This window comes from Pseudomonas syringae KCTC 12500, assembly GCF_000507185.2.
In the GTDB taxonomy this organism is placed as follows: Bacteria; Pseudomonadota; Gammaproteobacteria; order Pseudomonadales; family Pseudomonadaceae; genus Aquipseudomonas; species Aquipseudomonas syringae.
In genome coordinates this window covers 3,056,804-3,071,513 of record NZ_AYTM02000002.1, presented here as the reverse complement: position 1 = coordinate 3,071,513, position 14,710 = coordinate 3,056,804, and the positions used below count along the sequence as shown (strand labels likewise).

Below are 14,710 nucleotides of genomic sequence, written 5' to 3'. Positions count from 1 at the left end.
ATCTATTTGAATTCCAAAGCCAAAGTGGCACACCAACGTTCGCCACGCGAGCCCAGCGGGCTCAATATCACGGACCGACCTTCTCCGTGCGGCCCAATGGTAATGGTCAGGTCAGGCTTTGGCAAAAAGCCTGCACCACGCTGGGGCCATTCAATCAGACAAAGTGCGTCGCCGTCGAAGTAATCACGCACGCCCATGTACTCGAGTTCTTCCGGATCGACCAGCCGGTAAAGGTCAAAGTGAAACACCTTTATCGCGCCGATTTCGTAAGGTTCGACCAGCGTAAAAGTAGGACTCTTGACGGCCCCGACATGCCCGAAGCCGCGAATCAATCCCCGCGAAAGCGTGGTTTTTCCAGCGCCCAGATCGCCATCCAGAAAGATGACGCCAAGGCCTTCAGTGACCTTGGCCAGACGTGCACCAAAATCCATCATTGCCTCTTCGCCCACCACATGCAGCGTTAAATCAGACACGGTTGCAGCTCCTCCAATAACTGACGAATGGCAGGAATAATATCGCTGGCGGCCAGCCCTCGACCGCACTCACCGACTTTCTGACCGGCGCTTGCGTGGAGCCACACGGCCAGACAGGCCGCGTCGAACGGCTTGAGATGCTGCGCCATCAGCGCGCCGGTCAATCCGGCCAGCACGTCACCCAGCCCCGCGGTGGCCATGGCCGGATGACCGCGGTCGCACAGCGCCAGTTGCCCGCTCGCATCGGCAATCAGGCTGCCGGAGCCCTTGAGCACACAAACCGTATCGAATTTACGCGCCAGCGCCCGCACTGCAGCAGCCCGGTCAGCCTGAACGTCCTTGATGCCCACGCCCAGCAACCGCGCCGCCTCGCCCGGATGCGGGGTGATGACACTGCCTTTGGGCAGGCTGACCAGCCCGGCGGCCAGCATGTTCAGCGCATCGGCGTCCCACACCTGCGGACGATCCGCATTGGCAGCCGCCGACAGCAGGCTGCGCCCCCAGGCCGCCTGCCCCAGTCCGGGACCGACCACCAACACGCTGGCTGGCTCGATCAAGCCCATCAGCTGGTTGGCCGAATGAATCGCCGCGCTCATGATCTCCGGCATGCGCGTCAGGGCGGCCGGAACATGTTCGGGCCTTGTCGCCAGCGTCAGCATGCCTGCACCGCTGCGCAGGGCGCTTTCGGCGCTGAGCAACGCTGCGCCACCAAAACCGTGATCGCCACCGATGACCAGCACCCGGCCAAACATACCTTTATGGGCGGTTCGCGGGCGTGCTGCCAGTTGCGGCAGGTTGTGTTTATCGAGGCGCTTCGCACTGAACGGCGCCTGCGCCACCAACGCCGGGTCTGTACGCAGGTCGTCGAAAATCAGCTCACCTACCAGATCCGCCGCATCGCCCGTCAACAACCCCACTTTGAGGCCGATGAACGTAACGGTCACATCGGCACGCACCGCGACACCCAACGTCTGGCCGGTATCTGCGCTCAAGCCAGACGGAATATCCACCGCCACGACGGGCAGACCACTGTCGTTGATAGCGTTGATGGCCGAGACATAGGGCTCGCGCACCTTGCCTTCGAGCCCGGTGCCGAGCAAGGCATCCAGCACCACACCGGCCAGCGGCTGCCCGGCCCATGCCTGAATATCAATACCGAAAGCCGCAGCATGCGCCGCCGCGGCATCCCCCGTCAGTGCGGCCGGATCGCCGACGGCCAGCACCCTGACCTGCCAGCCGGCCTTGTGCGCCATGGCAGCCACCAGATACCCGTCACCGGCGTTGTTGCCACGCCCGGTCAAGACGGTCAGCTCGTTGGCCTCCGGCCAGCGCCGAAGCAAGGTGTGCCACAACGCTTGCGCAGCACGCAGCATCAATTCCAGGCCGGGTGTACCGGCCGCAATCAGCCGTGCGTCGAGGTCGCGGACCTGCGCAGCGCTGTACAGCGCGTCGGGTAAATGAGGTTTAGTGTCGAACATGCGTCTATGGGCTCCGATGTCTGGCAGAATTATACGCACCTTGGCCCCGGTTTCTCTCTGCGCATGTCCGCTATTACTGCTGTAGTTCCCACTTCCGATGATCTTGCCGCCCTTGCCGTTTCAATCAAGGCGTGGGGGCGTGAGTTGGGCTTTCAGGAAGTCGGGATCAGCGGCCTGGACCTGGCAGAGCACGAGCAGCATCTGCAACGCTGGCTCGATGCAGGCTATCACGGGGAAATGGACTATATGGCAGCCCATGGCAGCAAACGTTCCCACCCCGATGAGCTGGTGCCGGGAACGCTGCGCGTGGTGTCGCTGCGCATGGATTATCTGCCGGGCGACACCGAGATGGCGCAGCGCCTGACCGAGCCGGAAAAAGCCTATGTCTCACGCTACGCGCTGGGCCGTGATTATCACAAACTCATCCGCAAGCGCCTGCAGCAACTGGCCGAGCGTATTCAGCAGGCCATCGGACCGTTTGGCTTTAGGGCCTTCGTGGACAGCGCGCCTGTGCTGGAAAAGGCCATCGCCGAACAGGCCGGGCTGGGCTGGATCGGCAAGAACACGCTGGTGCTCAACCGCAAGGCGGGCAGCTTCTTCTTTCTCGGCGAGCTGTTTGTCGATATCCCGTTGCCGGTGGATGCGCCCCATGCGACCGAACATTGCGGTCGCTGTACAGCCTGCCTGGACATCTGCCCGACCGCCGCGTTTATCGGCCCTTACGTGCTGGACGCGCGGCGCTGCATTTCCTATCTGACCATCGAGCTGAAGACGGCGATCCCCGAAGAGCTGCGGCCATTGATCGGCAACCGGGTGTTCGGGTGCGATGATTGCCAGATCGTCTGCCCGTGGAACCGCTTCGCCCGGCCAACCGAGCAGAGCGACTTTCAGCCGCGTCATAATCTGGACAACGCCGGGCTGGCCGAGCTGTTCCTCTGGGATGAAGAGAAATTCCTCGGCAGCACCGAAGGCTCGCCACTGCGCCGGGCAGGTTATGAGCGCTGGCTACGCAACCTGGCCGTGGGGCTGGGCAATGCGCCCTCTACCATCCCGGTGATCGAGGCCCTGCAAGCACGGCGCGACTATCCTTCGGAACTGGTCAGGGAACATGTGGAATGGGCGCTGCAGAGGCACGGCGTGGCGCCGCTTTAAAGGTACCCCCTGGATATTCCTGTGGGAGCCAACTGCTCGCGAAGAGGCAGGGACAATCGCCGGAGATTTATGCCTCTGTCAGTCAGCCTTCGCGAGCAAGCGAAGCGTAGCCCGGCTCGCTCCTACATGGTTATGACTGAACAACATTGCCTCCCACAAGACTAGCTTGGGCATGCCGCTCGTGGCCTTCTCCCCTCTTCAAGGCTCGTCTTTATAGACAAACTTGGGCATTTCCCAGCGGAAACGAATCGCCAGGAGGCGCAGCAGCAGGCCGCCGAACAGGGTGATCAGCACCGCTTGCTCGTTCGGCAACTGCAGGTACTGGCACAGCAGAAAACACCATGCGGCCAGAAACGACACGCTGGCGTACAGCTCGCGGCGGAAGATCAGCGGGATGTCGTTGCAGAAGATGTCACGCAGGATGCCACCGAAAACCCCGGTGATCACGCCGCAGACTGACGCGATCAGCAGACCGTGCCCGGCCTCCAGCGCGGTCATGCAGCCGATCAGGGTAAAGGCCACCAGCCCCAGTGCGTCGAGCACCAGAAACAGTGAGCGCAGGTGACGCATCAATGGCGCGATGAAGATCGTCACCAGCGCCGCCACACTGGTCAGAACCAGATACTCCGGGTGCTTGACCCAGGTCAGCGGGTAATGACCAATCAGCACGTCGCGCACCGACCCGCCCCCCAGCGCCGTGACGCAGGCAATCAGCACCACGCCGAACCAGTCCATCCCGCGCCGCCCTGCAGACAGGGCTCCCGTCATGGCTTCAGCAGTGATAGCGATCAGATAAAGCATCAGCAACATGGCGGGGACTCTGCGACAAAGGCGCGCAGTCTAACCAGCCGACCAACGCACTGAAAGAGTGCAGCGAAGATTATTCACTGCACGCGCGAGTCTCGATCAGGCCTTGATGAAGTGCTCACGATAAAAGCGCAGCTCGGCAATCGACTCGCGGATGTCGTCGAGCGCCAGGTGGGTGCTGCCTTTCTTGAATTTCAGCTCGGGAGACCAGCGCGCAGCCAGTTCCTTGAGGGTCGAGACATCCAGGTTGCGGTAGTGGAAGTAGTTTTCCAGCGTCGGCATGTGACGATACAGGAAGCGGCGATCCTGGCAGATGCTGTTGCCGCAGATCGGCGAACTGCGCTCTGGCACCCACAGTTTAATGAACTCAAGGGTCTGCGCCTCGGCTTCAGCCAAGCTGACGGTACTTTCCCGCACGCGCTGGGTCAGGCCAGAACCGCCGTGCTGGCGAGTGTTCCACTCGTCCATTTTCGCCAGCGTCTCGTCGCTCTGATGCACAGCGATCACCGGACCTTCGGCCAGGGTGTTCAGCTCGCTATCGGTGATGATCGTGGCCATTTCGATAATGACATCGGTATCAGGGTCCAGACCGGTCATTTCCAGATCGATCCAGATCAGGTTCTGCTTGTTCTGCATGTGTCGACTCCTCAGCGTAGGCGCGCAGTTTAGCTCACCCTGCCGTGCTAGACTCCTGCCGATCCATCGTACTGCCTAATTCATCGGTTACATCACATCGGAACACCCATGGCCAAACGCCAACTCAATCGTCGTCAGAACTGGCGCATCGAAAAAATTCAGGGCGAGCGTGCTGCCCGCGCGGCAAAACGCGAGTCCGCTACGCTTGAAACACTTGAGGGTGGCGACCTCGGCCCCGAGCAGACGGGCCTGGTGATCGCTCACTTCGGCGTGCAAGTCGAAGTCGAGGCCCAGGAAGGCGAAGCGACCGGTCAGGTCTTTCGCTGCCACCTGCGCGCCAACCTGCCTGCATTGGTGACCGGTGATCGCGTGGTATGGCGCGCCGGCAATCAGGGCATTGGCGTCATCGTCGCGCAATTGCCTCGCACCACCGAACTGCGCCGCCCGGATTCACGCGGCCAGCTCAAGCCTGTGGCTGCCAACGTCGACCTGATCGTGATCGTCTTCGCGCCGATGCCCGAGCCGCACGCCAACCTGATCGACCGCTATCTGGTGGCCGCCGAGCATGCCGGGATTCGTCCGTTGCTGCTGCTCAACAAGGCCGACCTGATCGACGAACAGAATGCGCCCGCGCTCAATGCGCTGCTGGCGGTCTACCGCACGCTGGGTTACCCGGTGCTGGAAGTGTCCGCACACCACGGTGATGGCATGCAGAGCCTGCAAAGCCAGCTTGACGGGCACATCAGCGTGTTCGTCGGCCAGTCCGGCGTCGGCAAGTCCTCGCTGGTCAACAGCCTGTTGCCGGAAACGGACACTCGGGTCGGTCCGCTGTCCGAAGTTTCCGGTCAGGGCACACACACCACGACCACCGCCCGCCTGTTCCACTTCCCGCGCGGCGGCGATCTGATCGACTCGCCGGGCATCCGGGAGTTCGGCCTGGGGCACGTCAGTCGTGCCGACGTAGAGGCAGGTTTCATCGAGTTCAACGACCTGATCGGTACCTGCCGCTTTCGTGACTGCAAGCATGACCGCGAACCGGGCTGCGCCCTGCTCAAGGGTCTTGAGGACGGCAGTGTGCAACAGCAGCGCATGAACAGCTACCGCTCGATCATTGCCAGCCTGCCGCAAGACAGCTACTGAAGACCGAACGCCGCACGCAAAAACGCCGCGATGATCGCGGCGTTTTTGTAGCGGTTACCGCTCAGTTCTGGGCCGGCTCGACCCGCAACTTGCCATCGTCAAAGATGTTCAGCTTCTGGCGGATCTCGTGCGGCTGGGCGTAGGCCTGCGGATCGGGCGGCGCCGCTGTCGAAGCCCCCGGAGCAGCAGGTACCGCCGGAGCCGCGGGTGTCGCAGGCGCTGGCGCGGCAGGTGTGACTGGCGCACCACCGGAGTTCTGATCGCCCTCGATGCGGTGTTGGGCCTTTTTGGTCAGCACCACGATATCGATGCGGCGATTGATCGGGTTGGTCGGGTTCTGGTGGTCATAAAGAGCAGACGACGCGTACCCCACTACCCTGGCCACTTGCGAGTCCGGATACGTGCCGGCTACCAGCGCACGGCGTGCAGCGTTCGCACGGTTGGCCGAAAGCTCCCAGTTGCCGAACCCGCCACTGCCCACAAAAGGCGTTGCATCGGTGTGGCCGCTGATACTGACCTTGTTTGGCACGCTTTTAATGGTGTCAGCCAGGGCCAGCAGAATGTCTTCGAAATAAGGCTTGAGGCGCGCGCTGCCCGAGTCGAACATCGGCCGGTTTTCCGCATCCATGATCTGGATACGCAACCCGTCCTGAGTGATCTCGAACAGAATCTGGTCCTTGAACTTCTGCAGTTGCGGATTTTCCTGGACCTTGTTCTGCAGTTCCTGGAGCAGCATCTCCAGACGCTCTTGCTCCACTGCTTCAGCCTTGGTCTCGGCATTTTCCGCTTCGATCGGCACCGTATCCGGCGACGGCGTGGTCTGAACCTCAGGGTTCAGCGTCTGGTTTGGCGACATCTCCGGCGAACCGCCCAGATCGATCACATACGGCGAACCGCTGTCCGAGAAGCCGACCGGGTCTTTGAAATAACCGGCGACCGCGAGCAACTGCTCGGGGGTGGCAGACGACATCAGCCACAGCACCAGAAAGAACGCCATCATCGCGGTCGCGAAGTCGGCAAACGCGATTTTCCAGGCACCGCCGTGATGTCCGCCACCGAAGCGCTTTACGCGCTTGATGATAATCGGCTGATTATTTTCCATGACTTAGCGACCGCGAACCGCTTGTTCCAGCTCGCTGAAGCTGGGGCGATGCAGCGGATAGAGAACCTTGCGGCCGAACTCGACAGCCAGCGAAGGCGGCATGCCGGAGGCCGAAGCAACCAGAGACGCCTTGATGGCCTCGTAGACGTTCATTTCTTCCTTGGCATCATGCGCAAGGCTGGTGGCCAGAGGACCGAAGAAACCGTAAGCCGCGAGAATACCGAAGAACGTACCGACCAGCGCCGCACCTACGTGCATACCGATCGCAGCCTTGTCGCCCGAACCCAGCGACGCCATGGTCACCACGATACCCAGTACCGCAGCCACGATACCGAAGCCGGGCATACCGTCGGCGATACCGGTAATGGCGTGGGATGGATGCTCGAGGTCTTCTTTCATGCTCAGCAGTTCCATGTCGAACAGACCTTCCAGCTCATGGGGAGCCATGTTGCCGGACGACATGATGCGAAGGTAGTCGCAGATGTACGCAGTCATGCGCTCATCCTTGAGCACACCCGGGTATTTGGCGAAGATTGGGCTGGAGGCAGCGTCTTCGATATCCCCTTCGATCGCCATCATGCCTTCACGGCGGCTCTTGTTGAGGATTTCGTACACCAGCCCCAGCACTTCGAGGTAATAGGCATGTGTGAAGCGCGAACCGAACATCTTCAGCGACTTCTTGAACACGTGCATGAACATGTAGCCAGGGTTGGCCTGGAGGAACGCGCCCAGTGCAGCACCGCCGATAATCAAGACCTCGTACGGTTGGAACAGCGCCATGACCTTGCCATGGGACAGCACATATCCGCCGATGACACTTGCGAGAACGACAATGATGCCGATGATTTTAGCCATAGGAAAAAATACTTTACTGAGTCGGGTTCAGGGACAGTCCGGAAGTTGTTGAATCTCTTCTTCTCCTTATCGGCCTAACTGGGCCAGACTATAGCCGGTTCTTTTGAAAAACCCATTTATGCGCCTCCATAAAAGGAGGAAAATGGCCTCAGCACCCCGTACGCTGGCGGTTTCCCAGCTCAGATAATCAGCCGCACAGGCCCTCGAATGCCGACAGTACACGCAGCACATCACCTCGTTCCGAAGACGCTGGATGCCTGGGTCAAACTGCTTGACGGCATCGCGTTGCCGGTCCCTGCCGTCAATCATGGACACGTCCGCGCAGCACTGAACGACAGTCGTCGGTCGCTGCGTGAAATTGCCGAAATGATGCAGGAAAGTCCTGCGCTGGTGCTCAGCGTGATGCGCGAAGCCAACCATCACACCCACGGTTTGACCGAGCAGGCCGAGAGCCTCGAAATTGCGATCAACCGCCTGGGGCTGGCGCGTACCGAAGTCCTTCTGGGCCGTTTGCCGGCCAAGCCGCCCGAAGAAATCCCTGCGGCCTATCGCCAGCTGATTCTGGTCAGCCAGCACGCCACGCAACAGGCCAACGGTCTGTTTGCCAGCCGCCTTGCGCGACTCTGGCAGGACATCCACATGGGCAGCCTGCTGTTTCTGTCGCCGCTCTGGCCAATGGCGCTGGCCTATCCGAAGCTGCTTGAAGAACTGGAACTGCGGGTTATCCACAAGGGCCATTCCAGCGCTGCAGTGGAAAAAGAGCTGTTCGGCGTCAACCTGCTGGAATTGTGCCTGGCACTGGCCGAGTTCTGGCGTCTGCCGATCTGGGTCACGCGTGGCTATAAACTGTTGATCAACGAGCGACGCGATCTGGCCAAGGCGCTGCGCATCGCCCGCGAAGACAACAGCCCGCTGCAGCAGCAACAACTGATGGACGACGACCCCAACCTGCGCCGCTGGCTGAACCAGCCCGCCAATACCGTGTTGCTGGGCAACGGCCTGGCGCTGGCTGCACAACAGGCCTGGAACAGCCCGCATTGCCTGCGCTGGGAACGGCTGACCAGCCTGTACCTGCAACAGTCGATGAGCGAAGTACAGCAACAGGCGCACCAGAATGCTGCCAGCAGCGCCCGCATCCACGCGGAAAAAGACCTCTGGCACCCGGCTGAATCGCTGATCTGGCCGTGGGAAGCACGCCGCGTAAGGCGCGACAATGAACCTGCACCGCCGCCATCGGCCGACGCCCTGCAACTGTGGCGCAAGCAATGCGCCGAGCTGCTGCAGGATCCCAGCCCGTTCATCAATGCCATGCACCTGACCACCTCGGCGCGCGATGCGTTTATCTCGTGTGGCATGGAGCGGGTCATGCTGCTGATGCTGGACAAGACCTCAACGGTGCTGCGCGTCAATCAGACTGCCGGGCTGCCGAAGGACGCCGCAACCTTGCAGCTGTTCATCAAGGAAAGCACCGTGCTGCAACGCCTGCTGACCCAGCCGACGCAGTTACGCATGACACCCGCCAACAGTGCGCAATTTGCCGCGCTGCTGCCCCCGCAGCTGAAAACCCTGTTCAGCGGCCAGCACTGGCTGATCCGCTCGCTGAGCAACAATGGCAAAGTCATGCTGCTGGTGGTCGCCGACCAAGGCGGCGGGGCCTTGTCGGAAATTTCCGTTCAGGCATTCGGAAAAACCGCGCAATGTATTGAACGGGCACTGGGCATCTTTAGTCATCGCAAAGCCTGAGGCCTGGCGTACAATTCGCCCCTTTCCTTTCATCGGAGGCTGCAAATGTCCGCATTCACTGGCTTGTCGCTGGTCATCGAACCCAACGATCTGCTTGAGCGTCTAGACGCCCCGGAACTGATCCTCGTGGATCTGACCAGCAGCGCTCGCTACGAAGCCGGGCACATTCGCGGTGCCCGCTTCGTCGATCCGAAACGTACACAACTGGGCAAGCCTCCTGCCCCCGGCCTGCTGCCCGACACTGCCAGCCTTGAGCAACTGTTCGGCGAGCTGGGCCACAATCCCGACGCCGTGTATGTCGTCTACGATGACGAAGGCGGCGGCTGGGCCGGGCGTTTCATCTGGCTGCTGGATGTCATCGGCCACAGCCGTTATCACTATCTGGACGGTGGACTGCTGGCCTGGGAAGCGCAATTGCTGCCGCTGAGCACCGACGTTCCGCCTGCTGCCGATGCCCCGGTAACGCTGACGCTGCACGACGAACCTACCGCCACGCGTGAGTACCTGCAAAGCCGTCTGGGCGCCGCCGACCTGGCGATCTGGGATGCTCGCGCGCCGACCGAGTATTCGGGCGAAAAAGTGGTCGCGGCCAAAGGCGGGCATATACCCGGCGCCGTCAATTTCGAGTGGACGGCGGGCATGGACAAGGCGCGCAACCTGCGTATTCGCCAGGACATGCCGGAGATCCTTCGCGAGCTGGGCATCACGCCCGACAAGGAAATCATCACGCACTGTCAGACCCATCACCGCTCGGGCTTCACCTATCTGGTGGCCAAGGCGCTGGGCTATCCAAGGGTCAAGGCCTATGCCGGCTCGTGGGGCGAATGGGGCAATCACCCGGAGACACCGGTAGAACTGCCGGACGTGGCCGCCGCGCCCGTCGAGGCAGTCGAGCTTGCGCAACCCGTCGCGCCTGCGCAGCCAGCACCAGCACCAGCACCAGCCGAACGCGTCGAACCGGTCCGCGCCACCGAACCGGGACGGACCTCACAGAAATATTCAGGACACTCATCCTCAGGACCTTCAATGAAAGACCGCTTGTTCATCATCAGCCAGTACCTGCTGCCGCATCACCTGCTGTCCCGACTGGCAGGCTGCGTTGCCGAGTGCCGCGTACGCTGGTTCAAAAACGCTTTCACCGCGTGGTTTGCGCGCCGTTATCAGGTAGACATGTCGCAGGCACTGGTCGAAGACCTGACGTCCTACGAGCACTTCAACGCGTTCTTCACCCGCGCATTGAAAGCCGACGCCCGCCCGCTCGATACCACTCCGGGCGCGATTCTTTCGCCAGCCGACGGTGCCGTCAGCCAGTTGGGCTCCATCGACCACGGCCGGATCTTCCAGGCCAAGGGCCACAGTTTCAGCGTGCTCGAACTGCTCGGCGGTGATCCCAAGCTGTCAGCGCCGTTCATGGGCGGCGAGTTCGCGACCGTTTACCTGTCGCCGAAGGACTATCACCGCGTACACATGCCACTGGCTGGCACGCTGCGCGAGATGGTCTACGTACCGGGCCGCATCTTCTCGGTCAACCAGACCACGGCTGAAAACGTACCCGAGCTGTTCGCCCGTAACGAGCGAGTGGTCTGCCTGTTCGACACCGAGCGCGGGCCAATGGCAGTGGTACTGGTGGGCGCGATGATTGTGGCGTCTGTCGAAACGGTATGGGCCGGGCTGGTCACGCCGCCCAAGCGTGAACTGAAGACGTTCAGCTACGACGAAGCGGCGCGTGCACCGATCCACCTGGAAAAAGGTGCCGAAATGGGTCGGTTCAAGCTGGGCTCTACCGCCATCGTGCTGTTCGGTCCAGGTCAGGTGAAATGGGCCGAACAACTGACCGCTGGCTCCAAGGTTCAAATGGGCCAGGCACTGGCTGTTCCGGCCCAGGCATGATGGAGGCCTGAGCCTCGATGCATGAGTGTCCGATGATGGACAGTGGCGCTCATGCAACGTGCCGCCGGACGGTAATGGCTTAGAGCCATAACTGCTGCGAAGCGATGTCGATACTGGTAAAGTCGTCCGATTGATACTGTAGGATACTTCGCACTTTCATGGGCGTATGCTCGGCACATCGCGGGTGCGCGATAACCTCGGCCCCCTATGAAGCCATCGTCCGCGCCAGTGAGTTGTTGGAGCTTGCCTGTCACATGAGTAATTTTAGCCTCCCTCTGCTATTGCGTGCCCCCACGCCAACGCAGTCGAGCCTGACATTCAGTGAAGCCAACCCCCGCGACCTCAAACGCTGGATCTCCAGATTGCCCAAGGCAAACCTCGGAGAAATGGCGCGCCAGCTCTATCAAGGGCTGACCGAGCTGAACCAGTTGATCACCCCGAGCGAAAACCGCCTGCAACTGCTCGAGCTACTGCGGCCCGAGGTGTACTTCGTCTGCAAGCACCTCGAACGTCACTTTCTCAATCAGGCCATTGTGCTGGACGAGCGACCACGCAAGGTTGCCAACCTCTGCCAGGCGCTGCAAAACCACCTGGCGACCGGTTACAAGCAAATCATTCAGCAGGTCGCCTCGCGCTACACGCGAGACCAGGCCGGGCTGTTCAGCATGGCGCTGCAACGCGCACTGCACGGGCTAAACGGGCCGCTGATTCGCGCCAACCAGCTTTACTGTCCCGTTCAGGACGGCCTGTGGCTCGAACTGCACCAGATCTACCAGATTGCCCGTCAGTACCAGCTACACAACACGCCGGTCGAAGAACCCCTGGCCCATCACAGCAAGGTGCTGAGCGTAGAACAGACCTACGTGATCGCGCTGCTGATGGGCTGCTCGCGCTGCAATCAGATGCGCCAACTGAACATCGGCAAACTGGCCGATGCGCTGGAGGCCTGGAGCCCGCTGGTAAAGCTGCAGTCGCCTGCCACGCAAAGCAGCCTCTTCGCCCTGGACCCGACGGTCGACAAACCGCCGCTGTATCGCACACTGTTCAGCGACGAACAATCGCCTCGGCTGCTGGGTATCAATACCTTCGCGCTGGCGGAAGCGATCAATCAGTACCTGGCCCTGCCGGATGACCAACGCACGCCCTCGCCGCTGCTGATTCCAACTGGCATCAACACCGACCTGCTGCAACATCTGGCGGTCGCCTGGGGCGATGTGGCCGAACGCACCTTTCAACGCACGCCTGGTAAGGGCACGCTGAGACTGTGCATCGGCATGAGCGCGCTGCATTTCTATGTCGCGGGCCAGAAGTCGTTCAGCGAGCTGTTGCAGTTGAACAGCGCCACCAGTGCAGCGAGCTTTTCGTTGAAGATGGCCAATGATGACGTGGACGATCCGTGGGCCTCGGCTTTTGATACGCAGCGCGGCAAGAGCTCATCCGTTCTGCTGCCCTACGAAGAGATCGAATACCCGAAAAATGACGGCGACAGCGAATCGCTTTCCAACAACCAGCACACGTTTCCGACCTTCGACCTGAATATTGTCAACCACAGCCCGGGCGGTTACTGCCTGGCGTGGCAGAAGGACGTGCCTCAGCAATTGCAGGCTGGCGAGCTGGTGGGTATTCAGGATGACGCAGGCCAGGGCTGGAGCATTGCCATGGTGCGCTGGATCCGTCAGGTACGCAGCGGCGGCACACAGATGGGGATCGAACTGATCGCCCCGTTTGCCCTGCCGTGCGGTATGCAGCTGATTCGCGAACAGCAGAACAGCCAGTATCTGCGAACCCTGATGCTGCCCGAAGTACGTGCCATGGGAAAACCGCCCACCGTGCTTGCTCCGCGCCTGCCGTTTCAGGAGGGCAACAAGGTGATGATCAACGTCAACGGTGAGGAGCGCCGCGCATCACTGAGCAATCGGCAGGTCAGCAGCGCCAGTTACAATCAGTTCGAGTATCAGATGTACGACGCCCCGAAAGCCGCCGAGATCGAAAAGGCCAGGCCGGATCAGGAATTCGATTCCTTGTGGGGCACGCTGTAGCGGTCATTGCGGCAGCCGTCGCGATTGGCCCCTCGCCATCAGGGGCAGACCACGACGGCCCCAGCGTCAGTGCTGTCCTTCGCGGTCGCGGAAACCCAACAGGTACAGCACGCCATCGAGTCCCAGCGTCGAAATGGCCTGTTTGGCCGATTGTTTGACCAAAGGCTTGGCACGGAACGCTACACCCAGTCCGGCAATCGCCAGCATCGGCAGGTCATTGGCACCGTCGCCGACCGCGATGGTCTGCTCCAGGCTCAACCCTTCCTTGTGGGCCAGTTCGCGCAACAGATCGGCCTTGCGCTGCGCATTGACGATCGGCTCGACGGCTACGCCGGTTACCTTGCCGTCAACCACTTCCAGTTCATTGGCAAAGACGTAATCGATGCCCAGCTTTGCTTGCAGCTGTTTGGCAAAATAGGTGAAGCCACCCGACAGAATCGCCGTCTTGTAACCTAGTCGCTTGAGCTCGGAGAACAGCGTTTCAGTGCCTTCGGTCAGACGCAGAGAGGCGCCGATTTCATCCAGCACGCTCACATCGAGCCCCTTGAGCAGGGCCAGGCGCTCTTTGAAGCTTTCGCTGAAATCCAGTTCGCCGCGCATGGCACGCTCGGTAATCTCGGAAACCTGCTCGCCGACGCCCGCAGCCTTGGCCAGTTCATCGATAACTTCGGCCTCGATGAGGGTCGAATCCATGTCGAACACCGCCAGGCGTCGGTTACGACGGAACAGCGAATCCTGCTGGAACGCGATATCGACGTTGAGATCCTGGGCAACCGCGAGGAATTCGGCCTGCATGGCTTTCGGGTCGGCAGGCTCGCCGCGCACGGTGAACTCGATGCAGCCCTTGCCCTTGTCGGCCGGAGTGTCGAGCGGCATGCGACCGGACAACCGATCGATCTGATCGATATTCAGCCCATACTTGGCAGTGATGGCGCTGACGCACTGCAATTGCTCGGCCGTGACCTTGCGGGTCAGCAGCGTAACGATGTGACGCGCCTTGCCCTGGCCGTCGACCCAGTGTTGATAGTCGGTTTCGGACACCGCCGTGAAACGGACTTGCTGATCCAGTTCGTAGGCGGTGAACAGGATGTCCTTGAGCACCGAGGATCCCTGCACGGTATCCGGAATTTCAACCAGGATGCCGAACGACAGGGTGTCGTGGATCACCGCCTGACCAATATCGAGAATGTTCACGCCACCCTGGGCGAGGACGCCGGTGATGGCCGCAGTGAGACCGGGACGGTCGACACCAGTGATGTTAATCAGGACGATTTCGCGCAAGGCGCACCCCCGCAGTGGAAAAAAACCGCATTCTAACCACATTCAGTGACCACCGGGCACAGGCAGCGCTTTGCCGCCACTGGGTCGCTCGTTATACTGCGCGACAACTTCACC

General features: G+C 61.1%; 12 protein-coding genes and 1 pseudogene. 6 read left to right on the top strand and 7 right to left on the bottom strand.

Going from position 1 to position 14,710, the window contains the following annotated elements; translation table 11 throughout:
• Positions 1 to 2: 2 nt before the first annotated feature.
• Together tsaE and V476_RS13895 are read right to left on the bottom strand one after the other, a co-directional pair.
• Positions 3 to 473, bottom strand: a complete 471-nt coding sequence (gene tsaE, locus V476_RS13900; protein ID WP_003317192.1) for a tRNA (adenosine(37)-N6)-threonylcarbamoyltransferase complex ATPase subunit type 1 TsaE — start codon at positions 471 to 473, stop codon at positions 3 to 5.
• On the bottom strand, positions 461 to 1,951 hold the full coding sequence (locus tag V476_RS13895; RefSeq protein WP_024960671.1) for a bifunctional ADP-dependent NAD(P)H-hydrate dehydratase/NAD(P)H-hydrate epimerase: 1,491 nt from the start codon (positions 1,949 to 1,951) through the stop codon (positions 461 to 463). The genes tsaE and V476_RS13895 overlap by 13 nt, the downstream gene beginning before the upstream one ends.
• A 63-nt stretch (positions 1,952 to 2,014) precedes the next feature.
• On the opposite strand from V476_RS13895, the gene queG reads away from it, so the two are divergent.
• Positions 2,015 to 3,103, top strand: a complete 1,089-nt coding sequence (gene queG / locus V476_RS13890; protein WP_003317191.1) for a tRNA epoxyqueuosine(34) reductase QueG — start codon at positions 2,015 to 2,017, stop codon at positions 3,101 to 3,103.
• Positions 3,104 to 3,301: 198 nt separating this feature from the next.
• Here the strand turns inward: queG and V476_RS13885 are convergent, their stop codons facing one another.
• The gene (locus V476_RS13885) at positions 3,302 to 3,913 is read right to left on the bottom strand and encodes a trimeric intracellular cation channel family protein (RefSeq protein ID WP_003343002.1); all 612 of its coding nucleotides are present in this window, start codon (positions 3,911 to 3,913) and stop codon (positions 3,302 to 3,304) included.
• 96 nt (positions 3,914 to 4,009) lie between these two features.
• Complete coding sequence (gene orn / locus V476_RS13880; RefSeq protein ID WP_024960672.1) at positions 4,010 to 4,546, bottom strand: oligoribonuclease; 537 nt, start codon at positions 4,544 to 4,546, stop codon at positions 4,010 to 4,012.
• 108 nt (positions 4,547 to 4,654) lie between these two features.
• Here orn and rsgA point away from each other — a divergent pair, with 108 nt between their 5' ends.
• On the top strand, positions 4,655 to 5,686 hold the full coding sequence (gene rsgA / locus V476_RS13875; RefSeq protein WP_024960673.1) for a small ribosomal subunit biogenesis GTPase RsgA: 1,032 nt from the start codon (positions 4,655 to 4,657) through the stop codon (positions 5,684 to 5,686).
• 61 nt (positions 5,687 to 5,747) lie between these two features.
• Here rsgA and motB read toward each other — a convergent pair whose 3' ends face one another.
• Positions 5,748 to 6,788 (bottom strand): flagellar motor protein MotB, encoded by a 1,041-nt coding sequence (gene motB, locus V476_RS13870; RefSeq protein WP_003393549.1) that lies wholly within the window; start codon positions 6,786 to 6,788, stop codon positions 5,748 to 5,750.
• Between the two features lie 3 nt (positions 6,789 to 6,791).
• Positions 6,792 to 7,643, bottom strand: coding sequence for a flagellar motor stator protein MotA (motA, locus tag V476_RS13865; RefSeq protein ID WP_003342993.1), 852 nt, complete (start codon positions 7,641 to 7,643; stop codon positions 6,792 to 6,794).
• 207 nt (positions 7,644 to 7,850) lie between these two features.
• Between motA and V476_RS13860 the strand changes: the two genes are divergently transcribed.
• From V476_RS13860 to V476_RS13850, 4 genes and pseudogenes are all read left to right on the top strand, one after another.
• Complete coding sequence (locus V476_RS13860; protein ID WP_024960674.1) at positions 7,851 to 9,386, top strand: HDOD domain-containing protein; 1,536 nt, start codon at positions 7,851 to 7,853, stop codon at positions 9,384 to 9,386.
• 45 nt (positions 9,387 to 9,431) lie between these two features.
• Positions 9,432 to 10,244: pseudogene (locus tag V476_RS28915) on the top strand (rhodanese-like domain-containing protein); the annotation flags it as partial.
• A gap of 168 nt (positions 10,245 to 10,412) precedes the next feature.
• The gene (gene asd, locus V476_RS28910; RefSeq protein WP_003317183.1) at positions 10,413 to 11,276 is read left to right on the top strand and encodes an archaetidylserine decarboxylase; all 864 of its coding nucleotides are present in this window, start codon (positions 10,413 to 10,415) and stop codon (positions 11,274 to 11,276) included.
• A gap of 254 nt (positions 11,277 to 11,530) precedes the next feature.
• Positions 11,531 to 13,315 (top strand): hypothetical protein, encoded by a 1,785-nt coding sequence (locus V476_RS13850; RefSeq protein WP_004414828.1) that lies wholly within the window; start codon positions 11,531 to 11,533, stop codon positions 13,313 to 13,315.
• Between the two features lie 66 nt (positions 13,316 to 13,381).
• Here the strand turns inward: V476_RS13850 and serB are convergent, their stop codons facing one another.
• On the bottom strand, positions 13,382 to 14,596 hold the full coding sequence (gene serB / locus V476_RS13845; RefSeq protein WP_024960675.1) for a phosphoserine phosphatase SerB: 1,215 nt from the start codon (positions 14,594 to 14,596) through the stop codon (positions 13,382 to 13,384).
• Between the last annotated feature and the right edge of the window lie 114 nt (positions 14,597 to 14,710).